Genomic DNA, 23,133 nt, shown 5'->3' on the forward strand with positions numbered 1-23,133 from the left:
TTCTCAGCTCGCCACTGGAGTGCCGAGGAGGATGGCGTAGCCATCGTCCCGGCACTCCAGCCGGTTTGTGCGCAGGGCTGCGATCCGCTCGCGTTGTACGGCGGTGGGCTGGCTACGCAGCGCGGTCCACGCCGTCTCGGTCAGCTTCTGCACCTCGGGGAATCCGGTGTCGAGCGGTTCCTTGCGGTTGAGCAGCCAGGAGGCGGCGATTGTGCGGGCTGCGTACTCCTGGTCCAAGGTGCGCGAGTCGTCAGCTTCGGCGCACCACATCGCGCCGGCGCCGTCGAGAATGCTTTCTTCCAGGCTGGTTCCGCCGGTTACCAGGTGACCTTCGTGGTCTAGGACCAGGTCCAGGAGAACGGTCTCTGGCGGCTGACGTTCGTCTTTGCGTGGGTCACGAGTGTCTTGAAGGACGGTTGTGGGCGCGTTGGGTAGTTGGGCCAGCGCTCGCAACGCGGCCCGGGCCGGAGCTACCAGCTCGGGCAGGGATTTGGCGTAGGGGCGGGCGACGCAGACCCGGGGCAGTCCTTCGGCGCAGACCAGCTTCGTTGCGCCGGCGTCCTGTATCTGCGCCTGATTTGGCGACGGGAACAGCAGCAGCGCGGCGGTGAGGCCGGTGATCAGGACTGCGCCGGTGGCGCTGAGAGTCCGCCGCCGGTCCCACTTCGTGACCGAGCAGAGCAGCAGGCCGGCGATGCCGAGGGCCAGGAACCAGGTGGCTTGAGCGGCGTTCGTGCGGGCGGCGGTGGTGGCGAACTGGCCTGCGTCCGGTCCCAGGTACGAGGGGATGAGCAGCCAGGCTCGGGACGGGTGGTACTCGGCCAGGAGCAGTCCGAGCCCGATCGTGGCCATGGCTACGACCCCGACCACCGGTACCAGCAGGCGAGAGGGCAGCGACCGGCCCAGGGCCAGGCCGAGCAGCGCGGCTGCGGCGACGGTGAGCGCCCCTGCCAGCAGTGACCAGGCCCAGCCTTTTGGCCAGTACGAGTCTGTCTGGGCCGCAGAGATCAGTTGGTCGGCCGGTGCTACGAGGTAGGCCGCGGCCAGGCCGAGGGTGAGCAGGGCTGCCCGCGGCGCGATCCGGGTCCAATGGCGGGTTGTGGTGCTGAGCAGTTCGCTCACTCCCGCGGCTCTGTCCCGCCCGCCGATCGCGGTGCCGATCGCCAATGCCAGCGGCCAGAGCAGGAAAAGGTTGTTCTGGTGGCCGGAAAGAACCGGCATCACCAGGCCGGGCCAGCTTCCGGACATCGGGTCTTGGGCGAGGAAGTTGGCCACCACGAGGAAGCCCACGCCGAAAGGCAGGATCATGGTGCGGCGCACCTCGCGCCAGAGGATCCGGGCGATCACTGGATCACCCGCTCCAGCAGGACGGCCAGGCCGTGCTCGAGGCTGTTCCCGGCTTCTCGTACCTGTGCGATGCCGCCCCCGAACGCGAATCGCCCGGTGTTCATGATGAGGACCTCCGCCGAATCGGTGGCCACGTCCTCGATCAGATGGGTCGCCATGACCACGCAGGTGGATTCGGCCAGACCCCAGAGCAGTTCGCGGATCTTCTGCCGGGTCTGCGGGTCCAGCCCGGTGGTGGGCTCGTCCAGGAGCAGGATCGGCGGGTCACCGACCAGGGCCTGAGCCAGCCCGGCCCGGCGCACCATTCCGCCGGACAGCGTGCGCAGGCGGGCGTCGGCCTGCTCGGCCAGGCCGACCAGGTCGATGGCGCGTTGGCTGGCGGCCGGAACATCGCTGGCGGAAATGCCTTTCAGCCAGGCCAGGTACTCCACGAACTCGCGCACGGTGTAGCTGCGGTAGTACCCGAAGCTTTGCGGCAGGTAACCCAGCGAGCGGCGGACTGCGCGCAGGTCGCCACCGTCGTGCACCGGCTGGCCCACCAGTTCGAGGCGCCCACCGGTCGGTCGCTGCGCAGTGGCGAGAGCACGCAGCAGCGTTGTCTTTCCCGCTCCGTTGGGCCCGAGAATGCCGTAGACGCCGTTGGTCAGGGCCAGATCCACGCCGGACACTGCGACCTTGCGTCCGGCCCGCACGGTCAGGTTCTCGGCCCAGACCGGCCAGGCGTAGCCGATCGGTTCCATGTCCTGCTGGGATACGCCCTGGACCACCAGTTCCTCCAACGTGCGTCGCGACTCAGAAATGACGTGGGTCCTGCTGGTATCCGTCCCGCAGTCGGGTCAGCGCCGCTGCTGACACCAGTGCGAGGGCAGCCCAGAACGGCGCTGCGGCGGGTTCGAGTGGCACCGGTGTTGAGCCCCGGGCGAGCACCGGCAGGATCACCGCCAGCGTCCACAGCCCAGCCAGAGCCGCGGTTGCCCGGCCCACTCCGATCACCGCGCCAAGCGTGAGCGCAGCCGTGGTCATGGCCAGGCCGGGCAACAGCCAGAGCGCCGGTGAGGCACCGACCAGGAGGCCGGCCAGTGTCAGCGGAGGCAGGATGACGATGAGAGCGGCCAGCGTCCGGCGTAGCACCAGGCCTAGCCCGGCCTGGGCGGTGACCGAGACCAGCGCGTGCGCCCGGTCGGTGAACCGGTTCCACGAGGCCGCCACCCCCAAAGCAGGGACGATTGGCGCCACTAGGAGGAGCAGTGGTGTTTGGTCGGTGCTCGCGTTGAGGTCCAACAGCATCGCGGCCAGGGGGATGGCCAGCACACACAGCAGCCAGGGCATCGCTGCCGGGGCGGCCCACCGGGCCATCTGTCGGCGGAACCGATGCCTCAGCCCCCACCACCGGCCGTGGCCGGGACCGAGGCGAGGCTCCAGGGCCGTTCTTACTGATTGGACGAGTTCGGTCACCCTGGGATCGGTCGTTACCTGCCCCACCTGCTCCCGGCAGGCCGGGCAACTGTCCAGGTGCGCCTCCAGCACCCAGAGCGTCTCGCTGGGCAGGTCCTCACCCGAGGCGTAACGGGTCAGCATGGTTGCGGACACGTGAGTGGTCATGACAGCGCCCTCCGCAGGTGCAGTCGGGCCCGGCGCACGCGCGTCCTGACCGTTGCCTCCGGAACCCCGAGCAGGCCCGCCGTCTCCCTGGCGGTCAGCCCGTCCAGGACCATCAGTTTCAGCGCCGTGTGAAGTTCGGGGCTCAGCCCGGCCAGCGCGTCGGTGAGCGCGGCGTCCGGGATGCCCACGAGGACCTCGTCCTCTGCCGCGGGCTCGGACCGAACGGGCTCAGCGATCACTGCCTCCCGCTGCCGGGCCCGGCGGCGGAAGGCGTCGATCAGTCGGCGGGAAGCGATGGTCCACAGCCATCCGCCGGCGCCCCCTTTACCGGCGGGTGCGCCCACGTAGCTGGCTGCGGCCTGCCACACCGCCAGGTACGACTCCTGCATGACCTCGGCCACGATGTCGTCATCGGCGCAGCGTCGGTGCAGGCGGACGGCGAGCCACGGCGCGGTGCGCCGGTAGAACTCGTCGAAGGCGTGGCGGTCGCCGCGAGCAATCCGCCGCAGCAGTTGCTCCTCGTCGACCTCGCCCAACCCCGCACTCTGGTTCACACAGCGCCTGACGCCCTACCCCTGGCCGAATGATTCACTTGGCGTTGTGACCTGGCTCACTTGCCTTGAGCAGGTGCTGTTCGGTGCGGGCGACGATGCCGAGGAACGTTGCGTTGTCGCCGTACGCGCGGGCCAGGATCAGCCCGCCCTGGATTGCCGCGACCGCGTCGAGCGCACGATCGGCCGCCTCCTGAGCGGGGAGCCCGCCGGTACGCAGTGCCTGCGCGAGCGCGTCAACCCAGTCGGTGAAGTAGGCCCGCACTGCTTCGGCGAAGGTGTCCTGTTCCTGCCCCAACGTCATCGCGGCGAACAGGCACACGCTCTCGCGGGAGGTGAAGTAGTCGGCCACCTCCCGCGACATCGCCTCGATCGCCTGCGGGACGTCGTGCGCGGTGCGCAGGGGCGTGAAGATCTGTTCTTCGAACCACTCGCCCACCTGCTCTAGGACGGCCCGAGCCATGTCCGTCTTCCCGTCGGGGAAGAAGTGGTAGAGGCTGCCGCGCCCCAGGCCGGCCTCCCGCTGGATCACCGACAGGGAGGCGCTTTCGAAGCCCCTCTTGCGGAAGACGCCGGCCAAGGCTCGGACCGCGTCCGAGCGGTCGAGAACAGTTCGTGCCATTACAGTCCGAGTTCGCTCAGGCCGGGGTGATCCGCCGGACGGGGGCCTGAAGTGTCCCAGAAGAACTTGCGCTCGGACTCCTCAATGGCCACATCGTTGATGCTCGCGTGGCGGTGGGTCATCAGCCCGTCCTGGTCGAAGCGCCAGTTCTCGTTGCCGTAGGCGCGGAACCACTGGCCTTCCGCGTTGTGGTATTCGTACGCGAAGCGCACCGCGATCACGTCGCCGGTGTAGGCCCACAGCTCCTTGATCAGCCGGTAGTCGAGTTCGCGCTCCCACTTGCCGGTGAGGAACTCGACGATGGCGGCGCGGCCCTGCGCGAAGGTCGAACGGTTACGCCACCAGCTGTCCTCGCTGTACGCGAGGGAGATGCGCTCGGGGTCACGGGTGTTCCAGGCGTCTTCCGCGATGCGGGCCTTCTGGATGGCGCTGGCCTCGGTGAAGGGCGGGAGGGGAGGGCGAGACATGATCTTGCCTTTCGAGAGTCTGTACCGATCGGTTCGGCCTGTACTGAAAGGTACAGACGCGCTGGTGGAGGTGTCAATCGCGGGTGGCTCGGGCAGGCGCAAAAGTTTTTTCGGTCGAAACCCATCCGAAGCGGTGTGGGCACCGAACCCAGCCCGCAACGTCAGTCCATCGATCACTCGGAGGAACAAAAATGCGTCTGCGTCGCCGCGTTCTTGGGGTTGCCACCGCTGTCACGGCCACCATCGGCGTGTCCTCGGTTGCCCTCATGGCCTCCCCGGCATCCGCTGACACGACCGGCAAGGCCGCAGCCAAGGGCGACAAGTCCCTGGCCTCGGTGCTTCTCGCCGACAAGGGCAAGTTCGACCACAACAGCAAGGACTTCGACGTGTTGCGCTCGGCCGTGCTGGCCGTGCTGAAGGAGAAGCCGAAGTCCCCGGTGGGCGTGCTGACCAAGGGCGACACCGCCCTGACCGCGTTCCTGCCCAACGACCACGCCTTCAGGGTCCTGGTCAAGGACATCACCAAGGCGCACAAGCTGCCCTCGGAGAAGGCCGCCTTCAAGGCCGTGGCCGGCCTCGGAATCGACACTGTCGAAACGGTTCTGCTCTACCACGTCGTGCCCGGCGCCACCCTCAGCTCCAAGGCCGCGCTGAAGTCCGACGACGCGGTGCTGAAGACGGCCCAGGGCGGCACGGTCAAGCTCAACGTGTCCCTGCGCTACCCCAAGGTCGGCTTCCACCTGATCGACGCCGACAAGAGCGACAAGAACGCCCGTGTGATCGGGGTCGACGTGAACAAGGGCAACAAGCAGATCGGTCACGTCGTGGACCGCGTGCTGCGCCCGGTCGACCTTCCCTAAGACGCCTGTCTGGGGCCGGAACTGAAGTGTGCTCCTCACACTGAAGTTCCGGCCCCGGCCGGGTCTGCCGTCTATTCGGGTGTGCTCAGCTCTGCCATGTGCCAAAGGACGCGTTGGGTCTGCTGATTCGTTCCCTTGACCCAGACGATCGTGTCGTGAGCCGGGTCACCCTTGACGGCGCTGTACCCCCGATGCTCCGCGATGGAATGGAGCTTTCGGGTAGACATGTTCAGGTAGTACTCCGTGGGATCGCCGTTGCCCGACCCGTTGCCCCAGAGCACGCCCGTCCGGGTCAGCGACAGGTTCCTCTGGCCCCCCACCTCGTCGGCCGTGATGGCAGTGCCCACTTCTTGGGTGGCCAGATCCAGCACGAAGATCTGCCCGGGCTCAGACTTGGACGACCACCCATGTTCGCCGACCTTGGGGGCGCTCACGCCCCATGCGACGTAGGAGTCCGAGGCCACCAGATCAACGATTTCCGTTTCCCCGTAGGGGATGCCGCGAACGATTGTCTTTTCGGTGCCACCGTCCGACACCGCCCTACGGCGGATCTCGTAGCCCTTGGATGCCCCTGGGGTTCGCGTAACGTAGACCAGGTCACCACCAGCGGCCGCAGGCAACACCGAGTTCTTGGCCACCGTATCCACCTTGGACCTGCCCGACAGCTTGGTCCGGAGAATATTGAACTCCCAGTCCTTCTCGGCTGCCGGATCGGGCGTCAAGGTGGTAGCGACGGTCGCCGCCCAGTACACCCAGTCCCCGATGACCACCGGATCGGTGCCCCCGAACACGGGGAGCGGGCGCGCCGGGGGCTTCAAGGGCTGGCTGTGCGCCAACTCGCGCACGCCCGAGCCGTCCGTCTTAGCCGTTCGCAGACTCCATTCCTGGAACATCAGATCCGTGCTCGGGGTCTCCATCCAGACCAGGCGATCTCCAACGCGCTCCATTCCGGTTGCCTGCCGTTCAGCGCCCTTCAACACGCCCCCGGCCTCCCGCCCGGTCTTGGCCGCAGGAACGAAGCCCTTGGTCTGATTCCACAAGCCCACCCTGCTGAAGGTGTTCAGTGTGTCGCCGGCCCCGTCCAAAGACCTGAGGCTGCTCTCCTCAACGAGAAGATCCTTCTCGGCCGAGATACCCCCGGGCGCAAGCATGCGATCGGCAGAATCAGCCTTCAGCCGCAAGCGGGCCGCCGGCGCTTTGAACTGCACCGGCGTGGCCTCAGCAACGTCAAGGACGAACGACAGCTCCCGGTCAACTTCGATCCGACCGCCCGTCGGTGACGGGTCGGCGCTCGATGACTCCACCCGAGATGGCCGGGTCGCCTTCGCTGTCTGCGGATCGCCTGTACAACCGATCAGGCCTGCAAGGCTGGGCAGCACCAACAACAGCGTCAGGTTCCGAGACCTCATGACTGCTCGAACGCTCCATCACTCTGTGGTCAAGACGGGCTCGCGCCACTCCGGCCGGATCCCCACGGTCATTCCTGTTTCGATGCGCCCAAGTTCGCAAAACCCATCGTCCCTGATGACCGTCGTCGTATTCTCGCGCGTATGAACGTTGACGGTCTGCCTCTTTCGGAGTTCGCGTTCCCCGGGCCGCTGCGCGACCAACTGGTGGCGGCGATCCTCTCCGGGGCGAAGACCTCGACCTCCGGCCTCGTGCTCTTCTACGAGCGGGAGAACGAGCCCTTGCCGCAGGTCGGGCTACGGTCGGCGGTGGTGGACTCGCAGGGCCGGCCGGTCGCGGTGATCGAGCTGACCGAGGTGCGCGTGGTTCGGCTCGCCGACGTCGACCTGCAGCACGCGGTGGACGAGGGGGAGGGGTTTGCGAGCGTGGCGCAGTGGCGGGCGGGGCATGAGGAGTTCTGGCACAGCGCCGAGGTGCGGGCCGAGCTCGGTGATCCCGGGTTCACGGTGAACGACGACACCCTGGTGCTGGCTCAGCGCTTCCGGCTGGTGAGCGCGGTGACCAAGCTGTGACCCCGTTCGGAGGCGGAAAGTCGCATACTCACGACCATGGAGAACGGCCGCCCGCGGGCGCGATCAGACTGGATCATCGAAAGCGTCCTCGCCGTGCCCGGTGTGGTCGGCGTGATCTTCTTCCTGATCCAGGCGGTCATCTGGGCGGGTTCAGGGGATCAGACACACATGGCGCCGGTCGGGGTCATGGGCGCGCTCATGATGGCCGGCATCTCGGCTGCGTTCGTCGCTCCGCTGGCCAGCAGTCTCTACCAGCACAGGCAGTCACGGCCACAGCGGTAGGGCTTCACTGCCCCTCGTGGGCGGCCCGGACCGCCTTGACGTTGTCCGACGACGAGGAAAGTTCCCACTTTCTGCCGAAGTTCACGTACAGCCCGCGCAGCTGGATGTGCACCATCAGGGGGCGCGGGGTTGCGGTCAGCACCGATTTCAGGTGGGCGAGCAGGAGCAGGTAGGCGCCCCGGTCGCCGGTCTCGTCGGGGAACAGGTACTGGCCCTGTTCGTACACGTAGTCGAGGTAGCGGGCGAGCTCGTGGGCGTCCATTACCATCGCGACCGGTGGGCGGAACTCGTTCAGCCCCCAGCTGTGGATGCGCACGAACGGCTGGCGGCGCATGATCAGCCGCTTCAGCCCCCGGTCCACGATCAGCTCGACTTCCCCACGTTCTTGCAGGTCGAGCAGCAGGCCGTTGATGCCGGGCATGGCGGACCCTCCTGAAGCCGTCAGTTAAAGGTCATTTTAGACATTCACTGGGCTCGTGGGCCGAGAGCTCACTCCACGAGCGCCCGGGCATACCGACGCCGGTACGCGGGCTGGAGCAGGAGGGCAGCGGGGAAGGCCAGGCGCCACAGCCCCTGGGGAGCCCGGGTGAGCGAACGCAGTGTCAGGTGCACCGAACCGTCGGCCTCGCGGTGCAGAACGAAGGCCTCTTCGCCGCTCACGGGATGCCCGTGTGCGGTGCCGTAGGCAAATCCCCGCCGGTCCGGCTCGTCGGCCACCGCCACGATCTGCACCGGTTCCCGCACTCGGAGCGGCCCGAGGTGGGCTGTGAGCTGGTACTTCTGGCCAGCCTCGACGACAGTCGTGGGCTGGGGATCGACGGTGAAGCCGCTGCGGGTCTTCACGCCCCAGCGAAGCAGAATTGAAGACGTCGTTGCCCAGTAAGCGTCTCCCTCACCGAGGCGCACGGTGCGTTCGAAGTCGCGGTAGCCGTCTTGGCGGCGCGAAGCCCACTCGGGGTCGGCCGGCTGGGTCGCCCCGACCACGTCGTAGTTCAGCACCAGCCGCCCCCACCCAATCTGGGCTCACAAACGTCCATAGGTAGTAATGCTTTTCGATCAGATGGAGCGGGCGACCCACTCGGCCACCGGCAGCCCGTACACCTCGCCGGCGCCGCCGACGCTGCCGATCGACAGCACCGAGCCGACCGAACCGACCGAGAGCACTGAGCCGACCGAGAAGGCCGAGGCCAGGCTGCCGACGCTGGCGAAGGAAGTGGCGCTCAGGAGTGACGCGGCCGAGAAACTGCCCCCGATCGACGCCCAGCTGAACGCCGACAGCGCCGAGTGGGCCGAGGCGAAGGACATCAGGGAACGGTGCGACTTCGGCAGCTGCTTGTGGGGCCCCGGGCGGGTAGGCGGCTGCGAGGCTGCGGCGGCCTCGGGCGACCCGTACTCGGGCTGGGGTGTGCTGGCGTCGGGCATCGGGTCTCCTCCGTGAGTCGCCGAACCGGATCAGGCGAGGTAGCCAGGCTACTGCGTCCCTCCCACAGGCCGACCGGGTGACTGCCGCCTATAACGTTCTAGTCGCCGAGGGCCTAGAACGTTATAGTCGAAGAGCGCCCCCGTCTGGCGGGCCCACATCACCCGTCACCGGAGGAACAGTGGAACAGCTCACTCCACTGCGTCGTTTTGGCGCCCTTTTCGCCCTCGCGCTCGGCGGTTTCGCGGTGGGCCTGACCGAGTTCGTGGTCATGGGCCTGCTGCCCGACATTGCCCGCGACCTGCTGCCCGAGCAATACGCCACCGACCGGGAAGCGGCCATTGCCCGGACCGGCTGGCTGATCAGCGCCTACGCCCTGGGCGTGGTGGCCGGCGCACCCACGATCGCCGCGCTCACGGCCCGGGTGCAGCGCAAGCCCCTGGTTCTGGGGCTGCTGGGCCTGTTCGTGGTGGGTACGGCGGCCTCCGCGCTGGCCCCCAGCTTCGAGTGGGCGTTGCTGGCCCGGTTCATCGGCGGTATCCCGCACGGCGCCTACTTCGGCGCGGCCGGTCTGCTGGCCTCCCGGCTGCTCGGACCGGGCGCCCACGCCAAGGGGTTCTCGCTGGTCATCGCCGGGCTGACGGTCTCCAACGTGGTCGGTGTCCCGGCCATCACCTACCTGGGCCAGGCCACTGACTGGCGGGTTGCCTACCTGGCGGTGGCCGCCGCGTTCGCCCTCACGCTGTTCGCTGTGCTGGCGATCGTGCCGCCGGTGACCAGCACCGTCATCGGCTCCCCACGCGCCGAGCTGGGTTCGCTGCGCTCCGGTCAGGTCTGGCTGACGGCGCTCGCCGCGGCTATCGGGTTCTCTGCGTTCATGGCGATCTACACCTACGCAGCCCCGATGACCACGTCGGTTGCCGGGCTCTCGGAGTCAGCGGTGCCCTGGGTGCTGGCGACGGCCGGTCTGGGGATGACCGTGGGCAATGTCCTGGGGGGATACTCGGCCGACCGTGACCTGCCGCGCTCCATGACCGGCGGCTTCGTCGCTCTGCTCCTGGCCGGGGCCGTGTTCTGGGTGATCGCGCGGAACCCGGTGGGCCTGTTCGTCGGGGTCTTCCTGGTCAGCGCCTGCGGCCTGTTCCTGGCTCCCGCTCTGCAGGCCCGGCTCATCCAGGTCGCTCCCGGCGCCCTGCTGATGGGTGCGGCGCTCAGCCAGTCGGCGATGAACACGGCCAACAGCCTCGGCGCCTGGCTCGGCGGTCTGGTCATCGCCGGCGGCTTCGGTTACCTGTCCCCGGCCGTCGTGGCCGTGGTCCTGTCTGCGGTCGGGCTCGGGCTCACGGTGTTCACCTTCAACAGCCAGAAGAACAATGGACGGGTCGGTCACCAGGCGTACGAATCGGTCCAGTAAGGCATTGGTACGGTTCTGCGATGCGGCCCCAGCGCAGCGGCGCCTCCCGAGTCACGCTGGCCGATGTGGCGGCCCGGGCCGAGGTCTCCACCGCGCTGGTGTCGATCGTGATGCGCGATGCACCCGGAGCCAGTCCGGCCACGCGCGAGCGGGTGCGCAAGGCCGCCAGCGATCTGGGCTACCAGCCGGACCGCCGGGCGCGGCTGCTGCGTAGTGGGCGCACCCGGCTGCTGGGCGTGGTGTTCAGCGTGCGGCACGCCTTTCACGGTGATCTGGTCACTGGTCTGTACGAGGCCGCCGAACGGGCCGGTTACGAGCTGACGCTGAGCGCGATCACCCCCAGCCGCAGCGAGGCTCAGGCGATTCGGGGCCTGCTGGCCGAACGCTGCGACGCCGTCATCGTGCTCAGCCTGCAGGGCGCCTCGGCACAGCTTTCGGAGCTGGCCGCGCAGGTCCCGGTCGTGGTGTTGGGCCGCCCGGTCCGCGAATCCGCGGTGGATGTGGTGCGTAACGACGACCGGGCGGGCCTGCACCTGGCGGTGGATCATCTGGTCTCTCTCGGCCACGAGCGGATCGCCCACGTGGACGGCGGGCGCCATCCCGGCTCGGCGGAACGCCGGCGGGGGTACCGGGAGGCCATGGAACGCAACGGACTGGCGTCTCAAATTCGGGTTGTCACCGGCGGAGTCAGCGAGGCGGAGGGCGCCGAGGCCGCCCGCGCCCTGCTCGACGAACCGCCCACCGCCGTCGCAATGTTCAACGACCGCAGCGCCACCGGCCTGCTGGAGGTGGCGCGCGGCGCCGGCCTGGCCGTGCCGGAAGACCTGAGCGTGGTCGGCTTCGACGACGACCGGCTGGCCCGCCTGGGCTACATCAACCTGACCACGATCGGCCAGGACGCCACCGCGATGACGACGCTGGCGATCGAGCGGGCGATCGACCGGATCGAGGGCCGTGAGGTGGAGCAGCGGGCCGTCGTCATTGCGCCGCATCTGGTGGTGCGGGCGACGACGGGGGAGCGGGGGAATGACTAGCTGAGCGCAGCTTTGTCCTCAGCGGGAGGGACGATCGCGGGGTAGTTCTTCTCCAGGAACTCGCGGTAGCCGGTGGGACGGTAGCCGATGAGCCGCTCCAGGTCGTCGGTGCTCTTGCTGAACGCGCCCAGGCCGACGCCCGCGACCCAAGCCGTCAGGAACTCGGCGACCGGCTGAGGGGTGCCGTTCTGAAGGTAACTTTGGAGGTGGGCCTCCCGCTCGACGGGTTCGTAGGGAACCGGCTTGCCGTGGATTTCGCTCAGCACGGCCGCGATCTCGCGGAACGACGCCGCCTGGCTTCCGTTCAGGGTGTAGGTCTGGTTCTCGTGGCCCTCCTGGGTGAGCACGGCCACGTTGCCAGCTGCTAGGTCGCGGAGCAGCGCGGGCGCCATCGTGCCCTCGCCTGAGGGAACGCGCAGGCCCTTCTCGTACGTGCCGGGCGGGATGTAGAGCTCCAGGTGGTCGAGGTACATCGGGTTTCGGAGAATGGTGTAGGTCAGACCGGACGCACGCAGCGCCTGCTCGGTGAACACGTCGGACTCGGTGACCCCCACCTGAACGATGCCGAGTTCCTCGTCGCGTTGGATTGACGTGTAGATCACGTGCTTGACCCCGGCCTGCTTCGCGGCCGCAATGGCGTTGAAGTGCTGAGCGCTGCGGTCCGTGAAGGCCAGGGCCGAAACGAGCAGCAGCTTGTCCACACCTTCAAAAGCCCTCACGAGTGAGGCGTAGTCGAGGTAGTCACCCTGGCGGATGTCCACACCCCGCTCGGCCAGATCGGATGCTCGCTCGGGGGCGCGGGAGAGCCCAGCCAGTTGCTCAGCGGGCACGCGCTCGAGCAGGAGTTCCAGGGTCAGGTGGCCCAGGTTTCCCGTGGCGCCGGTGACGAGTAGCTTTCCCATGTTCTTGTTCCTGTTCTGTGGTTCGTTCAGACGGTGATGACGGTCTTGCCGATCGTGCGGCCACTTTCGGCCAGTCGGTGGGCTTCGCGCATGGAGTCCACCGTCAGGCCGTGCAGTTCTGTCGTCACGATGGGCCGCGCATGTTCCACCAGTTCGGCGAGAACCGCGCCCTGGCGGTGGAGGTTGTGGTCGGCGATGACGCTGCTGAAAACCATCTCCGTGTGCACGGATATGGACTTCTGAATCAGTGGTTCGATGTCGGTGCTACTGGCCAGGTCGGTGGTGGCCAGGTGGCCGAACGGTTTGAGGACGTCCGCGAGCCAGTTGATGTTCGCGGCTGTGCCTTTGGTGGAGAGCACCAGATCGATCCGTTCGACTCCGGCGGTGCGCAGCTGCCCGGCCACGTCTGCACTGTGGTCAACCACCAGGTCGGCTCCCATGGCGGTGCACCACTCGCGGGATTCTGGGCGCGACGCGGTGCTGATCACCAGGGCGGATGTCTTGGCCTTGAGCAGTTGAGTCCCCAGCGAGCCCACGCCACCGGCGCCGCCCACGACCAGCACGTTCTCCACGCCGGGCGGCAGCTCGCTCCGATCGCGGAACAGGGCTTCCCAGGCGGTCAGGCCGCCGATCGGCAAGGATGCGGCGTCGGTGAAGGAGAGCCGATCCGGGATCCTGGTGACCACTCGATAGTCAACCGCCAGGCGTTCGGCCCAACAACCGTCTCTAGTTATGTCTCCGGTGCCCATCACCCGGTCGCCGACGGCAAAGCCATTGCCTGCCTTGGCCACCACCCCGGCGAACTCCCAACCAAGGATGACCCGCCCACCCGGGGGTGCGCTACGCATCTGCCGGATCGACGCCTCGCCCGGGTTCACGCCCACGGCCCGAACTTCAATCAGCAGATCGGTCTCGCGCAGCTGGGGCTCGTCCACCTCCCTGAGTTCCAGGGCGAACGCTTCGAGCGGATGCGCCTTCTCGTAGGCCAGTGCCTTCACTCAGCACTCCTCTCGCAGTCTCTGGGGTCAGTCTTGTTTCAGGGCGTGCAGGGCAGACAACAGGCCTCCTCCGACCTGCATCAGCCGTCCGCCTTCGCCGAGCGGTCCCGCGTCCACCGGCGCAAAGCCGACGCCCGCAAACGTCCTCTGGAAAATGGTTTTCGCCTCGGCGTCATCGCCTGCGTAGAAGAGAAGCTGACGCCCCTCGGCATGCCGCGGGTCCGCTGCGATGTACTGCCCGTACAAGGTGCTGAACGCCTTCACCACCCGTGCGCCAGGCGCGTGCCGAGCAACGATCTCGCTGCTGCTCTCCCCACCGAGATCGGCCAGGTCCGCCGGTGTTTGGCCCACAATGTGGTTAGTGGCATCCACCAAGATGCGCCCGTTCCAGTGAGGCAGACCCTCCAGCGCCGCCGGCACATCCCTCCACCTGACCGCCAGAATCACCATCTCAGCCGCCGCAGCCTCGGCCGCCGTGCCTGCTCTGGCCAACGGCCCCAACCGAGCGAGCACGTCCTCGAGCGACGCCGGCCCCCGACTGTTGCTCAGCACCACCCGGTGCCCCGCCGCCACGAGATGACCCGCGACGGCCTGCGCCACCGTGCCCGCCCCGATCGTTCCCACATCCATACCCAGACCTCTTCCGGCTTCGATGACGCCCGTCATCGATAAAACAATGATGGCCGTCATCGTTCGCTGTCAAGCCGGGGCTCGGGCGCGACGGTGCCGAATGATGACGGGTATCATCAAGGGTTGAAGCGGCGTTGGACCTGGTCAGACGCCCGCCCGGGAAGGAGACGCACATGCCCCGCCTCACGCAGGAGCAGAAGAAGCTCAACCACGACAAGATCATCGAGGCCGCGGGCCGGGGCTTTCGGACCCACGGCGTCCACGGCATCGGCATCGCCGACCTGATGAAGGCCGCCGAGATGACCCACGGCGGCTTCTACAACCACTTCGACTCCAAGGACGACCTCGCCCTGGCCGTCATCCGCGAGGGCTTCACCAGCTCCCTCACCGCCCTGGCCAGCATCCGCGAACAACACCCCGGCTCAGCCCGCGAGGCCCTGGACCACATGTTCGACCAGTACCTCGACCCCGAGCACCGCGACCACCCCGAATTCGGCTGCGCCTCAGCCGCCCTGGTCACCGACGCCGGCCGCGAAGGCGTTGCGGCCCAGTCCGAGTACCAGCACGGCCTCGAGGGCTTCTTCACCGCCATCACCGAGATGGTGCTCGAGTCCGATGCTGATCTGACCGCCGAGCAGGCCCGAGAGCAGGCGATCGCCCTGTTCAGCCAGATGGTCGGGGCGATGCTCCTCTCGCGCGCTGTCGCTCAGTCCTCCCCTGGGCTGGCGGACGAAGTTCTGAAGGCGAACAACGCGCGGCTCAAGCAGGTGTGATGGAGGGCCCGAGCCCTGAGCAGGGCGACACAGAAGCGGGGCTGCTGCCCGGCCGTCCCGCCCGTCGGCTGCGCTCCGCGGTGATCGGCGGTTCGGCCGCGCTCGTTGTGCTCGCGGTCAGTGCCGGGGCGCTGGCCGGGCTCGTTCCGGGTGTGCCGCTACGCAGTGGCCCGCTGGACGGGGGGAGCTCCACGGAGATCCTGGCCCCCGTCCGCGAAGGAGACGCTGGGGTGTTCTGGGGTGTGCTGGAGCTGCGTGGTCCCTCGGACGGATCGATGGTTCTGGACGGCGTGAAGATAGATGAGAACCCTGACAAGGTTGGGCTACTCACGGCTCCGTACGTCTGGGACGAGTCACGTTTCGAAATTCTGACGGACGGCGGCGTCAGCGCCTACCCGATTCCTTTCCCCGAAGACATGACACTTCCGCCAAGGCAGAAGGTGAACGGGTTCGCCATGAAGCCGGGGGAGTCAGCGCAGGTTGCGTTCGAGTTGGCAACGCCTGAGAAGGCCGCCACAGTAGAAGGAATCAAGGTTCGCTATCACGTCGGCTGGATGGCCTACGAGAAGACCTTCGACATGTCCCTCACGCTCTGCCCGCCAGTGGATCCGGAACTCTGCCAGTAGGGCGTATCTTTCGGGTCCAGGAGGATGGTGGTGAGCCCGATACCTTGTGGCTCGGCGAAGCCGGCCACCTTGGGTGCTGGCCGGCCAGACCGCAGGTCAGCACCGTCAAGGCCACACGAGAACCCTCACGATCCATCTTTCTCACGGGCGGCCTGCTCGCGCGCTGCAGAGATGAGGGGCTGAAGCTTCTGGGCCTGCTCGGCGGCTGGTGCGTACAGCGCTTCGCATTCCTCTTTGGTCAGGTAGTCGTTGCCGAGAACTATCAGTGCCTCGAGCTGGACCTCGCCGATGACGTCGCCCGGGATTCCGACGAGGTAGTCGGCGCCGTCGGTCTCGGCGGCTCGCAGGCAGGCCTCCACCATCCAGATCTGTGCCTTCGTTTCCAGCCGGCCCGCCAGGTCGCGGCACAAGTCGTGCCGCTGAGTCTCGTTCATCTTGGGGAGCTGGCGGCGTGCGGCCAAGGCAAAGCACGCAACCATGGCGGAGATGAAGTCGGCCTCGGGCAGTTCGTCGAGGACGCCTTCCGGGAGGTCCGGATCAAAAGGAAGGAAGTGAGGAACGATGGCTGCGAAATCGGTCGCCTGGTCAGGCATCAGTCCTCGTCCTCCATCTCCTCCAGTTGCCTCAGAGCGTCTTCTACGAACTGCTCCAAGGCGTCTCCAGTGATTTTCAAGTCGTTCACCAGGGCGTACGTCAGCAAGTTCTGCGTGTCTGTCAATTCGGGGATAGGAACGTCGTCGACCAGGCCATCGTTACCCATGGCATCAAGGAGTACTTTTTCGGCAAGCACCGGGTTCAATGCTTCCGGCTTGATCCAGGCGCCTCGCGCCCGCCTGACGAAATCTTGTAGCTCCGTAGTCGTAGCGCCGTCTTCAAAGCGCTTACTGAGAGCGAGATGAAAAGCAGAGAAGCTGTAATTGACCGCGTTCTGCAGTCCGAGGTCGGCGATCCGCACGCCAGGAACGTTGTCCATCCCGACAATCCGGCGTAGGTAGTTCTTGGCATCCTCTGACATTCGTTCCTCATTTCAGCGCGGTCCAGATGTGCAGATCCTACCCGCGCGGTGGCTACTCTTTAGGGAACTGCTTTGGCGTCCTGACCATTCGTCGCCCGCGGCGGCGTATTTCATCGAAGCCGAAAGTCGCGACGAGGAGAGCAATCAGACCTCCGGCCAACGAAGACCCCTCAACGCCGTGCGCAGACGCAGGCGTACCCGCAGTCGAACTGGGGGCTTGTGTGCTGGTCGACGCCACGTCCGTGGGGTCGGGAGGGCGCGTCTCCCGTCCGGTCAGGGTGTCGAAGCGTTCCTGCGCGGTGTCAACCTGATCTTGAACATCTTCGACCCGCTTGGCGGTTTTCGTGGTCCACCTGCGGACTGAGCCAACCTTGTTCTTCTTCTCTGGTGGGGCGTCGTCCGACCGTACGTTCGAGGGGACGCCTGCGGGGTCTGCGGTGGCGGGCGGTACCTGAGGCGCCCCGGCGCCGGGTGCCTTCTTCGAGTCACCGACCTGTAGCGCCAGAGCCTGGACCGCTGCTGCCTGGTCCGAAGCGTTCCTGAGGGCTGCTTCCACCGCCTCCAGTTCGTCCTTGACCTGCAGCATGCCGTCCGCGAGCGACTCCGAACCGATCATCTCCGCGACTGCTGCCACATCCTCGGCCTGCTGAGCAGCGCCGACCGCTTCGGAGGCAGCCGCGTCGATCTTGCTGGCTACCTCGCCGATGCTCTGGGCGAGGTCATCGATGTCGGACATCAGGACGTCCTTGGGAGGAGGCGGCGGGGCAGCACGGTCGGCACAGGGGGTCGACCAAGCCGTTAGCCGTTGTCGGCCAAGCTGAGCGTCAGGGTCTGGATCTCTGCGGCCTGCTGCGAGATGCCCTGTAGGAGTTCGGTCAACTCGTCGAGTTGAGTCTTGACCTGGGCCAGGCCTTCGACCACGTTCCGCGCGCCCAGGTCGGCCGCGGCGGCGCCGGCCTCTTCGGCTCCCTGCGCAGAGCCGCCGCTCGCGGTGCTGGCCTCGTCGATCTTCAGCGTCAGGCCGCTGATTGCTTCCGCCAGCTCGTCGATCTTGGACACCCGTTGGCCCCTCCGCCGCGAACGATGTCTTCTCGACGGTGAAGCTACCGAAGGGCAGCGTTAGCCGCTACCAAACGTCATTAATTGTGGCTTTTCGTGCGCATCTGATTGGGATGAAGCCGATGGGAGCGCCAGAAGAACGAGCCAGTTGGGAAGTGTGTCCCTGAGGTCCATTCTCCGGCGACATCCCTTGGGTGAAGATGATCAGCGTGGACTATCTGGCCGTGATCGAACAGGGCACTCGGGACTTCGCCGAACTGCTGGAGCGCAGTGATCAGGAGGCGTTGGTTCCCTCGTGTCCGGGGTGGACGCTGCGCAACCTGGCCGAGCATCTCGGCGAGGTGCATCAGTGGGCGGCGCACGCGATTGTTGCGGGGAACCCGGGATGCGAGCCCGACGGTGGCTCCGGAAGGCGCGGTGTGTGAGTGGTATCGCGACTCGGCGCGTCTGCTCGTGGAGACGTTGAGGGCTACGCCGGTGGATGCGCCGGCCTGGCATTTCGGGGCGAAGCCGCGGGTGGCGGGGTGGTGGCGTCGGAGGCAGGCGCACGAGGTGACGATTCACCTGCACGATGCTCAGTCGGCGGTGGGGAAGGTGCTTGCGATTGATGCGGCGCTGGCTGCGGACGGGGTGGCGGAGGTGCGCAGCGTCTTCTTTCCTCGGCAGGTGAGGCTGGGGCGGATTCCGGCCCTGGAGCACGCGATGGCGCTGGTGGTAGGCGAGACCGGGGAGCGGTTCGTCTTCGCCGGTGATGGGCTGAGTCCTGACGCTGAAGTTGAAGCAACCGTGGCGGGCCCGGCGGAGGCGCTGTATCTCCTTATCTGGGGCAGGATTTCGGTGGATGATCCCCGTCTGCAGGTTTCGGGGGACGGTGCTGCGGCGCGAGCGGTTCTGGCAGCGGGCCTGGTGCCTTGATGCGTTGGGTTGGCCGCCTGGGTTTACGTCTCAGGCGGCCAACCACTAACAACTAAGGACGTCGGTACGCCCGGATCGAGGGAAGCGCACGACCGCTGAAGTCGAACTGGGTGAGGTTGTCGTTGGGTGCGCCGGCTCCCGGTTCCCAGCCAACACCGGGCACCCACGCCGGTTCCCAGGCCAGGAAGCCCAGGCCGTTGCCGCCGGGGATGCCGGCCAGGATCTCGCGCAGCGCCTCGTAGTAGCCGGCCTGCCCGGCCGGGGTGGCGGGGAAGCGGGCTACGTCGGGCAGGGCCGAGGCGTCTTTGATCAGGTTCTCGTAGCCGTCGCCGTCTTCGATGGTCCACGGGTAGCTGGTCTCGGCCAGCAGCACCGGCTTGCCGTAACGGCTCACCGAGTCTTCGAGGTTGGCCTTGAGGTCGGCCAGGGAGCCGTGCCACATCGGGTAGTAGGACTGCCCAATGATGTCGAAAGGCACGCCCTGAGAGGTGATCTGGTCGAAGAACCAGCGGGTGTCGCCGAGCTTGCCGCCCCGGTCGATGTGCAGTATGACCTTCAGCGGACGTTTGCCGGCCCCCTGCCGGGCACCTTCGATCCCGGCCTTGAGCAGCGTGGCGAACTCGCTCCAGCGCTGCGGGCCCTCTTCCGGGTAGAGCTTGCCCACCGGCCAGAGGATGCCGGCGGTGATCTCGTTGCCCATCTGGAACATGTCGATCGGCGTGCCCTGGGCGGCGAAAGCCCGCACCAGGTCACGGGTGTAGGTGCGCACCTTCTCGGTCAGCGCAGGCAGCTCGGTGGGCCAGCCGGCCGGGATCGGCTGCTTGCTCGGGTCTGCCCAGAAGTCGGCGTAGTGCGGGTCGAGCAGGATCTTCAGCCCGGCCTGCTTCGCACGACGAGCCAGGCCCAGCGCCCGCTTCTTGTCGGTGTAGCCCTTGGGCGGGTTCACCCACACCCGAATGCGCTGGTAGTTGGCGCCCGCGTCGGCCAGGATCCGCTCGGCCGGACGCACCCGGCCCTTCAGGTCGCGGTACTTGACCCCGGCTTCTTCGAGCTGAGGCAGGAACGACAGGTCGGCGCCGCGAACGCTCAGCGCGCCACCCGATCCGCGGGCCGCGGTAGAGGCGGCGTGGGCGGGGGTGGCGGCGAAGCCGGCCAGGGCCAGGCCACCGGCAGCAGCGAAGACGGAACGACGGCTGAGGCCGGGACTCTGCTCTTCAGCGGTGCGGGAACTACGTGAGGGCATCAGTGACCTCCGGAGGGAACGAGCGGGACCGTGAGCGCTCACAGTCCACGGTGTCCTGTCCGGATTGTCAAGAGTGGGTAGCTCGGGCTCCGCGCCGAGCGGCTAGGGTGCAGCCGAGGACGTCGGTAAAGGGTTGGGTGCATGTCGGACGAGGCGAGTGTTCACCCCAAGTCCCGGGGCGCGGCCCGCCGCGCCCAGCGCCGAGGACCCACGATGGAAGACGTCGCTGAGGTCGCCGGAGTCTCTCGGGGAACGGTCTCGCGGGTCCTGAACGGGGCCCACCACGTCAGCGCCGAATCGCTGGCCGCCGTCGAAGCAGCCATGCAGCAGACCGGTTACGTGGTCAACCAGAGTGCCCGCAGCCTGGTCACCCGCCGCGCTGACGCCGTGGCCTTCGTCCTGTCCGAGCCCCACGAGCGCCTCTTCGAAGACCCTGTGTTCGACGTGCTCCTGCGCTCGTGCACCCAGATCCTCGGCGAGCAGGACTGCAGCCTCGTGCTCATGCTGGCCTCCACGTCGCAGGAACGAGCCCGGGTCATGCGCTTCGTCCGAGGCGGGCACGTAGACGGAGTTCTGCTGGTCTCTACCCACCACGGAGACCCGCTCGCAGCCGAACTGGACGAAGCCTCGGTCCCCATAGTCGTCTGCGGCCGCCCGCCCAACCCGGCCCTGCGCATGCCCTACGTCACCGCCGACGACCGCGGCGGCGCCCGGCTGATCACCGAGCACCTGCTCCAGCAAGGCCGCTCCTGCATCGCCACCGTGGCCGGCCCCCAAGACACAGCCGGCGGCGCCGAACGCCTGGCCGGCTACCGCGACGTGCTGGGGGAGCGGACGCCGGAGCACGGCATCGCCCGAGCCCGCGACTTCAGCATCGCCGCCGGCCACCAGGCCATGACCCAGCTGTTGACCGACTGCCCGCAGCTGGATGCCGTTTTCGTGGCCTCAGACCTGCTCGCCGTAGGCGCCCTGGAAGCCCTCGCCGACGCCGGCCGTCGCGTGCCCGAAGACGTCCTCGTCGGCGGCTTCGACGACTCCGTCATCGCCGCCACCACCCACCCACCCCTCACCACCGTGCGCCAACCCCTCGACCAGGTCGCCGCCGAACTCGTCGAGGTGCTCATGCAGCTCATCGCCGGACGGCCGGCCTCGTCCCGTGTGCTGCCGACCACCCTCGTTCGTCGCCGTTCGGCCTAGACGCACTGGGAGCGCTCACAGCGAGGTCGGTCGGCGGTGCGGGCTGGTGGCCGCTCCTGACCACCCCTCACCCTTTGTGGGATCAGAGTTCCGATGGGTGATCGTAGCGGAGGGAACGATGCGGGTTTGCGACGTCGATACGATCCATAACGCGCAGGCCCAAATCGTTTACGCATAGTCCAGTCCTCGGTCGACTAGTCACGTCTGATGGCGCTCCAGGCGTGGGTCGGTAGCTCTAAGCACTCGTTTGGTCACGCGGGGAAGATCGCCCTTCTGTTGCGGCTCACGGAGATCTGCCAGGACGCGCACGTGGGTGGTCGTTGCTTCGGTGTGCCTGAACCGGGCGCCCTGTGCCTCGCACCCATTCGATAGAGTGCCCTCTAGTCAAAAGTGATGGCTCTACCGGAGGTGAGATCATGCAGGCGGTGTGGTTGAAGGAGTTTGGCTCGCCCGAGGTTCTTCACGTGCAGGAGACGCCCGACCCGCGCCCCGAGGCCGGGCAGGTTCTGGTGGAGATCGAGTTCGCGGGCATCACCTGGATCGAGACCATGTTCCGGGCGAACGGGTTCGGGCCGTTCCCGGCTCCGCCGATGATCCCGGGCAATGGTGTCGGGGGCACGGTCGTCGAGGTGGGGTCGGTCGAACACGAACACCTCAGAGGACGTCGGGTGGTCACCGGAACCGGTGGCTCGGGTGGGTATGCCCAGCGGGTGGTGGTCGGGGCCGAGCAGGTGATCCCGATTCCGGACGGCGTGGGCACGGCCGACGCCACGGCTCTGCTGGCCGACGGGCGTACGGCTCTGATGATCCTGGCCGCGGCGAATGTGCAGCCGGGGGAACGGGTTCTGGTTGAGGCTGCGGCCGGTGGGGTGGGTTCGCTGTTGGTGCAGTTGGTCCGGTCGGCGCGTGCGCAGGTTGTAGGTGCGGCGGGTGGTCCGGCCAAGGTGCAGGTGGCGAGCGAGCTGGGTGCCCATCTGACCGTCGACTACCGAGAGGCTGGCTGGGCCGAAGCCATCCGAGGCGACGTCGGAGGGGTGGACGTGGTGCTGGACGGGGTCGGGGGTGATGTTGCCCTGTCTGCTGCGACTTTGCTGGGGCGGGGCGGAAGGCTGATCAGCTTCGGGTTCAGTTCGGCCGCCGGCTGGCCCGACATCTCCGACGAGGACGCCGAGCGCCGCGGTATTCGGGTGCAGCGCGGAGTGTTCGGCCCGACCGAGGAGCAGACCCGGCGAACGACGGAAGCTCTGGCTCTGGCCGAGGCTGGTCTGCTCAAGCCGCTCATCGGTCAGCAACTGCCTCTCGCCCAGGCCGCCGAAGCTCACGCCGCGATGGAGGCACGCACAGTTCTGGGCAAGACGCTGCTGGTGCCCTGAGCGGTGCTGTGCCGAAGCAAGGTCTTCTGAAAGCCGAGTCAGAACTCCAAGGCTCAAGTATCGTCACTGGCCGGAAGTCCGCGTGGTCCCTCTGGTAACGGCGGGCCGAGACGAGAGGGTTGTGAATGATCCGGGCCTTGGCAAGAACTTCGGTCGTGCTCGTGGCAGCGTTCGGAGTCTCGGCGGGAGCCTTGGCTCTGCCCGCGGCGGCGGCCACCGCCAAGGTCACTGTCCCGAAATCCGCCACCGTCCCCTTGGACGGAGACTGTTTTGACCTTCCGGTGAAGATCCAGCCGCCGTCGGGAGTGGACCACTGGAGCGTCGATGTCGACGTGGCCAACGCGGGGAGCACGTTCGACTACGGGGATGACGACAGCGCGGCAACGGCTGAGCTCCAGCATTGCGCCGGGCTCGACGGCGTCGGCCGGTTCACCTGGTCGGCCAAGCTGGAGTGGGGAAACTTCGAACAGGACACAGAAGGTGAGCGGACCTTCTCGGGCAGCTTCACCATTCACAAGGCCAAGCGCACCGGCAAGCTGAAGATCTCCGACACCACGCCGGAGTACAGGCAGCAGGTCCGCTTCAAGACCTGTGTTCCCGGCCCGCGGTACGTGACCTACAAGCTGCAGGTGAAGGCTTCGGGCAAGACCGCCTCCAAGACCTACAGCACGGGCTCGACCGGCTGCGACACCCGCAAGCTGAAGTGGCCGGAGTCCAGGAAGCCGGTCAAGTACCGGCTCCACATCCCGGGTGACGACACGACGAAGTCGTTCACCGGCAAGTGGGTCACGATCCGCGGCCACGCCTGACCGAGCAGTCAAGGT

General features: G+C 67.3%; 30 protein-coding genes. 12 read left to right on the top strand and 18 right to left on the bottom strand.

Going from position 1 to position 23,133, the window contains the following annotated elements:
• Positions 1-3 precede the first annotated feature (3 nt).
• The 6 genes from QSK18_RS13720 to QSK18_RS13745 are packed head-to-tail and all read right to left on the bottom strand — an operon-like array spanning position 4 to position 4,589.
• A complete protein-coding gene (locus tag QSK18_RS13720; RefSeq protein WP_285619327.1) occupies positions 4-1,347 on the bottom strand; it encodes a hypothetical protein in 1,344 nt (447 codons plus the stop codon).
• Positions 1,344-2,114, bottom strand: coding sequence for an ATP-binding cassette domain-containing protein (locus tag QSK18_RS13725; protein WP_285619329.1), 771 nt, complete (start codon positions 2,112-2,114; stop codon positions 1,344-1,346). Before QSK18_RS13725 ends, QSK18_RS13720 begins: the two co-directional genes overlap by 4 nt.
• Before the next feature lie 25 nt (positions 2,115-2,139).
• Positions 2,140-2,949 carry a zf-HC2 domain-containing protein gene (locus tag QSK18_RS13730; protein WP_285619331.1) on the bottom strand — a complete coding sequence of 270 codons (810 nt, stop codon included), beginning with the start codon at positions 2,947-2,949 and terminating at the stop codon, positions 2,140-2,142.
• Positions 2,946-3,485, bottom strand: coding sequence for an RNA polymerase sigma factor (locus tag QSK18_RS13735; protein ID WP_232812390.1), 540 nt, complete (start codon positions 3,483-3,485; stop codon positions 2,946-2,948). Before QSK18_RS13735 ends, QSK18_RS13730 begins: the two co-directional genes overlap by 4 nt.
• A gap of 52 nt (positions 3,486-3,537) precedes the next feature.
• On the bottom strand, positions 3,538-4,080 hold the full coding sequence (locus QSK18_RS13740; protein WP_285619334.1) for a TetR/AcrR family transcriptional regulator: 543 nt from the start codon (positions 4,078-4,080) through the stop codon (positions 3,538-3,540).
• Between the two features lie 41 nt (positions 4,081-4,121).
• Positions 4,122-4,589, bottom strand: coding sequence for a nuclear transport factor 2 family protein (locus QSK18_RS13745; RefSeq protein WP_285619336.1), 468 nt, complete (start codon positions 4,587-4,589; stop codon positions 4,122-4,124).
• A 266-nt stretch (positions 4,590-4,855) separates the two neighbouring features.
• On the opposite strand from QSK18_RS13745, the gene QSK18_RS13750 reads away from it, so the two are divergent.
• Positions 4,856-5,449: a fasciclin domain-containing protein gene (locus QSK18_RS13750; RefSeq protein ID WP_285619338.1), complete on the top strand. Its 594-nt coding sequence runs from the start codon at positions 4,856-4,858 to the stop codon at positions 5,447-5,449.
• Between the two features lie 71 nt (positions 5,450-5,520).
• On the opposite strand, the gene QSK18_RS13755 is transcribed toward QSK18_RS13750, so the two are convergent.
• On the bottom strand, positions 5,521-6,834 hold the full coding sequence (locus tag QSK18_RS13755) for a hypothetical protein (RefSeq protein WP_285619340.1): 1,314 nt from the start codon (positions 6,832-6,834) through the stop codon (positions 5,521-5,523).
• A gap of 165 nt (positions 6,835-6,999) precedes the next feature.
• Here QSK18_RS13755 and QSK18_RS13760 point away from each other — a divergent pair, with 165 nt between their 5' ends.
• The gene (locus QSK18_RS13760; RefSeq protein ID WP_285619342.1) at positions 7,000-7,428 is read left to right on the top strand and encodes an ASCH domain-containing protein; all 429 of its coding nucleotides are present in this window, start codon (positions 7,000-7,002) and stop codon (positions 7,426-7,428) included.
• A 36-nt stretch (positions 7,429-7,464) separates the two neighbouring features.
• On the top strand, positions 7,465-7,710 hold the full coding sequence (locus QSK18_RS13765) for a hypothetical protein (protein ID WP_232812396.1): 246 nt from the start codon (positions 7,465-7,467) through the stop codon (positions 7,708-7,710).
• 4 nt (positions 7,711-7,714) lie between these two features.
• Here QSK18_RS13765 and QSK18_RS13770 read toward each other — a convergent pair whose 3' ends face one another.
• The 3 genes from QSK18_RS13770 to QSK18_RS13780 all read right to left on the bottom strand — a co-directional run bounded on the left by QSK18_RS13770 (position 7,715) and on the right by QSK18_RS13780 (position 9,132).
• Positions 7,715-8,131 carry a hypothetical protein gene (locus QSK18_RS13770; protein ID WP_285619345.1) on the bottom strand — a complete coding sequence of 139 codons (417 nt, stop codon included), beginning with the start codon at positions 8,129-8,131 and terminating at the stop codon, positions 7,715-7,717.
• A gap of 68 nt (positions 8,132-8,199) precedes the next feature.
• On the bottom strand, positions 8,200-8,706 hold the full coding sequence (locus QSK18_RS13775; RefSeq protein ID WP_269810530.1) for a DUF1990 domain-containing protein: 507 nt from the start codon (positions 8,704-8,706) through the stop codon (positions 8,200-8,202).
• Between the two features lie 60 nt (positions 8,707-8,766).
• On the bottom strand, positions 8,767-9,132 hold the full coding sequence (locus QSK18_RS13780; protein ID WP_232812399.1) for a hypothetical protein: 366 nt from the start codon (positions 9,130-9,132) through the stop codon (positions 8,767-8,769).
• Positions 9,133-9,311: 179 nt separating this feature from the next.
• Between QSK18_RS13780 and QSK18_RS13785 the strand changes: the two genes are divergently transcribed.
• Entirely contained in the window at positions 9,312-10,544 is a 1,233-nt protein-coding gene (locus tag QSK18_RS13785) for an MFS transporter (protein ID WP_232812400.1), read from the top strand.
• A gap of 20 nt (positions 10,545-10,564) precedes the next feature.
• A complete protein-coding gene (locus QSK18_RS13790; RefSeq protein WP_232812401.1) occupies positions 10,565-11,578 on the top strand; it encodes a LacI family DNA-binding transcriptional regulator in 1,014 nt (337 codons plus the stop codon).
• On the opposite strand, the gene QSK18_RS13795 is transcribed toward QSK18_RS13790, so the two are convergent.
• The 3 genes from QSK18_RS13795 to QSK18_RS13805 are packed head-to-tail and all read right to left on the bottom strand — an operon-like array spanning position 11,575 to position 14,108.
• On the bottom strand, positions 11,575-12,480 hold the full coding sequence (locus QSK18_RS13795) for an SDR family oxidoreductase (RefSeq protein ID WP_232812402.1): 906 nt from the start codon (positions 12,478-12,480) through the stop codon (positions 11,575-11,577). The two genes, QSK18_RS13790 and QSK18_RS13795, sit on opposite strands and share 4 nt — an antisense overlap.
• Before the next feature lie 26 nt (positions 12,481-12,506).
• Positions 12,507-13,478 (bottom strand): alcohol dehydrogenase catalytic domain-containing protein, encoded by a 972-nt coding sequence (locus tag QSK18_RS13800; protein WP_285619350.1) that lies wholly within the window; start codon positions 13,476-13,478, stop codon positions 12,507-12,509.
• Positions 13,479-13,505: 27 nt separating this feature from the next.
• Complete coding sequence (locus QSK18_RS13805; protein ID WP_352396553.1) at positions 13,506-14,108, bottom strand: NADPH-dependent F420 reductase; 603 nt, start codon at positions 14,106-14,108, stop codon at positions 13,506-13,508.
• A gap of 173 nt (positions 14,109-14,281) precedes the next feature.
• Here QSK18_RS13805 and QSK18_RS13810 point away from each other — a divergent pair, with 173 nt between their 5' ends.
• Together QSK18_RS13810 and QSK18_RS13815 are read left to right on the top strand one after the other, a co-directional pair.
• On the top strand, positions 14,282-14,881 hold the full coding sequence (locus QSK18_RS13810) for a TetR/AcrR family transcriptional regulator (RefSeq protein WP_285619354.1): 600 nt from the start codon (positions 14,282-14,284) through the stop codon (positions 14,879-14,881).
• Positions 14,881-15,507: a hypothetical protein gene (locus tag QSK18_RS13815; RefSeq protein WP_232812406.1), complete on the top strand. Its 627-nt coding sequence runs from the start codon at positions 14,881-14,883 to the stop codon at positions 15,505-15,507. Before QSK18_RS13810 ends, QSK18_RS13815 begins: the two co-directional genes overlap by 1 nt.
• A 125-nt stretch (positions 15,508-15,632) precedes the next feature.
• Here QSK18_RS13815 and QSK18_RS13820 read toward each other — a convergent pair whose 3' ends face one another.
• The 4 genes from QSK18_RS13820 to QSK18_RS13835 all read right to left on the bottom strand — a co-directional run bounded on the left by QSK18_RS13820 (position 15,633) and on the right by QSK18_RS13835 (position 17,581).
• Complete coding sequence (locus tag QSK18_RS13820; RefSeq protein ID WP_232812407.1) at positions 15,633-16,100, bottom strand: hypothetical protein; 468 nt, start codon at positions 16,098-16,100, stop codon at positions 15,633-15,635.
• Positions 16,100-16,522 carry a hypothetical protein gene (locus QSK18_RS13825; RefSeq protein WP_232812408.1) on the bottom strand — a complete coding sequence of 141 codons (423 nt, stop codon included), beginning with the start codon at positions 16,520-16,522 and terminating at the stop codon, positions 16,100-16,102. The genes QSK18_RS13820 and QSK18_RS13825 overlap by 1 nt, the downstream gene beginning before the upstream one ends.
• Before the next feature lie 52 nt (positions 16,523-16,574).
• Positions 16,575-17,258 (bottom strand): hypothetical protein, encoded by a 684-nt coding sequence (locus tag QSK18_RS13830; RefSeq protein ID WP_232812409.1) that lies wholly within the window; start codon positions 17,256-17,258, stop codon positions 16,575-16,577.
• Between the two features lie 62 nt (positions 17,259-17,320).
• The gene (locus QSK18_RS13835; protein WP_285619357.1) at positions 17,321-17,581 is read right to left on the bottom strand and encodes a hypothetical protein; all 261 of its coding nucleotides are present in this window, start codon (positions 17,579-17,581) and stop codon (positions 17,321-17,323) included.
• A 200-nt stretch (positions 17,582-17,781) separates the two neighbouring features.
• Between QSK18_RS13835 and QSK18_RS13840 the strand changes: the two genes are divergently transcribed.
• Together QSK18_RS13840 and QSK18_RS13845 are read left to right on the top strand one after the other, a co-directional pair.
• Positions 17,782-18,006 carry a maleylpyruvate isomerase N-terminal domain-containing protein gene (locus QSK18_RS13840; protein WP_285619360.1) on the top strand — a complete coding sequence of 75 codons (225 nt, stop codon included), beginning with the start codon at positions 17,782-17,784 and terminating at the stop codon, positions 18,004-18,006.
• Positions 18,007-18,034: 28 nt separating this feature from the next.
• Positions 18,035-18,496, top strand: coding sequence for a maleylpyruvate isomerase family mycothiol-dependent enzyme (locus QSK18_RS13845; RefSeq protein ID WP_352396554.1), 462 nt, complete (start codon positions 18,035-18,037; stop codon positions 18,494-18,496).
• Between the two features lie 52 nt (positions 18,497-18,548).
• Here the strand turns inward: QSK18_RS13845 and QSK18_RS13850 are convergent, their stop codons facing one another.
• Positions 18,549-19,739: a glycoside hydrolase family 53 protein gene (locus tag QSK18_RS13850; protein ID WP_285619361.1), complete on the bottom strand. Its 1,191-nt coding sequence runs from the start codon at positions 19,737-19,739 to the stop codon at positions 18,549-18,551.
• A 141-nt stretch (positions 19,740-19,880) separates the two neighbouring features.
• Between QSK18_RS13850 and QSK18_RS13855 the strand changes: the two genes are divergently transcribed.
• From QSK18_RS13855 to QSK18_RS13865, 3 genes are all read left to right on the top strand, one after another.
• Complete coding sequence (locus tag QSK18_RS13855) at positions 19,881-20,936, top strand: LacI family DNA-binding transcriptional regulator (RefSeq protein WP_285619364.1); 1,056 nt, start codon at positions 19,881-19,883, stop codon at positions 20,934-20,936.
• Between the two features lie 416 nt (positions 20,937-21,352).
• Positions 21,353-22,309 carry a zinc-binding dehydrogenase gene (locus tag QSK18_RS13860; RefSeq protein WP_352396538.1) on the top strand — a complete coding sequence of 319 codons (957 nt, stop codon included), beginning with the start codon at positions 21,353-21,355 and terminating at the stop codon, positions 22,307-22,309.
• 191 nt (positions 22,310-22,500) lie between these two features.
• Positions 22,501-23,118 (top strand): hypothetical protein, encoded by a 618-nt coding sequence (locus QSK18_RS13865; RefSeq protein ID WP_285619368.1) that lies wholly within the window; start codon positions 22,501-22,503, stop codon positions 23,116-23,118.
• Positions 23,119-23,133: the final 15 nt, after the last annotated feature.

The sequence above is a fragment of the Kineosporia sp. NBRC 101677 genome (assembly GCF_030269265.1).
In the GTDB taxonomy this organism is placed as follows: Bacteria; Actinomycetota; Actinomycetes; order Actinomycetales; family Kineosporiaceae; genus Kineosporia; species Kineosporia rhizophila.

What these genes read in the sequence shown, in the direction of transcription:
- QSK18_RS13780 (WP_232812399.1), bottom strand. Translation starts at nt 9,132, where the DNA reads ATGCCCGACGCCAGCACACCCCAGCCCGAGTACGGGTCGCCCGAGGCC.
- QSK18_RS13840 (WP_285619360.1), top strand. Translation starts at nt 17,782, where the DNA reads ATGATCAGCGTGGACTATCTGGCCGTGATCGAACAGGGCACTCGGGAC.
- QSK18_RS13805 (WP_352396553.1), bottom strand. Translation starts at nt 14,108, where the DNA reads ATGGATGTGGGAACGATCGGGGCGGGCACGGTGGCGCAGGCCGTCGCG.
- QSK18_RS13760 (WP_285619342.1), top strand. Translation starts at nt 7,000, where the DNA reads ATGAACGTTGACGGTCTGCCTCTTTCGGAGTTCGCGTTCCCCGGGCCG.
- QSK18_RS13810 (WP_285619354.1), top strand. Translation starts at nt 14,282, where the DNA reads ATGCCCCGCCTCACGCAGGAGCAGAAGAAGCTCAACCACGACAAGATC.
- QSK18_RS13790 (WP_232812401.1), top strand. Translation starts at nt 10,565, where the DNA reads ATGCGGCCCCAGCGCAGCGGCGCCTCCCGAGTCACGCTGGCCGATGTG.
- QSK18_RS13855 (WP_285619364.1), top strand. Translation starts at nt 19,881, where the DNA reads ATGTCGGACGAGGCGAGTGTTCACCCCAAGTCCCGGGGCGCGGCCCGC.
- QSK18_RS13765 (WP_232812396.1), top strand. Translation starts at nt 7,465, where the DNA reads ATGGAGAACGGCCGCCCGCGGGCGCGATCAGACTGGATCATCGAAAGC.
- QSK18_RS13830 (WP_232812409.1), bottom strand. Translation starts at nt 17,258, where the DNA reads ATGTCCGACATCGATGACCTCGCCCAGAGCATCGGCGAGGTAGCCAGC.
- QSK18_RS13745 (WP_285619336.1), bottom strand. Translation starts at nt 4,589, where the DNA reads ATGTCTCGCCCTCCCCTCCCGCCCTTCACCGAGGCCAGCGCCATCCAG.
- QSK18_RS13815 (WP_232812406.1), top strand. Translation starts at nt 14,881, where the DNA reads ATGGAGGGCCCGAGCCCTGAGCAGGGCGACACAGAAGCGGGGCTGCTG.
- QSK18_RS13825 (WP_232812408.1), bottom strand. Translation starts at nt 16,522, where the DNA reads ATGTCAGAGGATGCCAAGAACTACCTACGCCGGATTGTCGGGATGGAC.
- QSK18_RS13770 (WP_285619345.1), bottom strand. Translation starts at nt 8,131, where the DNA reads ATGCCCGGCATCAACGGCCTGCTGCTCGACCTGCAAGAACGTGGGGAA.
- QSK18_RS13850 (WP_285619361.1), bottom strand. Translation starts at nt 19,739, where the DNA reads ATGCCCTCACGTAGTTCCCGCACCGCTGAAGAGCAGAGTCCCGGCCTC.
- QSK18_RS13730 (WP_285619331.1), bottom strand. Translation starts at nt 2,949, where the DNA reads ATGACCACTCACGTGTCCGCAACCATGCTGACCCGTTACGCCTCGGGT.
- QSK18_RS13820 (WP_232812407.1), bottom strand. Translation starts at nt 16,100, where the DNA reads ATGCCTGACCAGGCGACCGATTTCGCAGCCATCGTTCCTCACTTCCTT.
- QSK18_RS13750 (WP_285619338.1), top strand. Translation starts at nt 4,856, where the DNA reads ATGGCCTCCCCGGCATCCGCTGACACGACCGGCAAGGCCGCAGCCAAG.
- QSK18_RS13860 (WP_352396538.1), top strand. Translation starts at nt 21,353, where the DNA reads ATGCAGGCGGTGTGGTTGAAGGAGTTTGGCTCGCCCGAGGTTCTTCAC.
- QSK18_RS13795 (WP_232812402.1), bottom strand. Translation starts at nt 12,480, where the DNA reads ATGGGAAAGCTACTCGTCACCGGCGCCACGGGAAACCTGGGCCACCTG.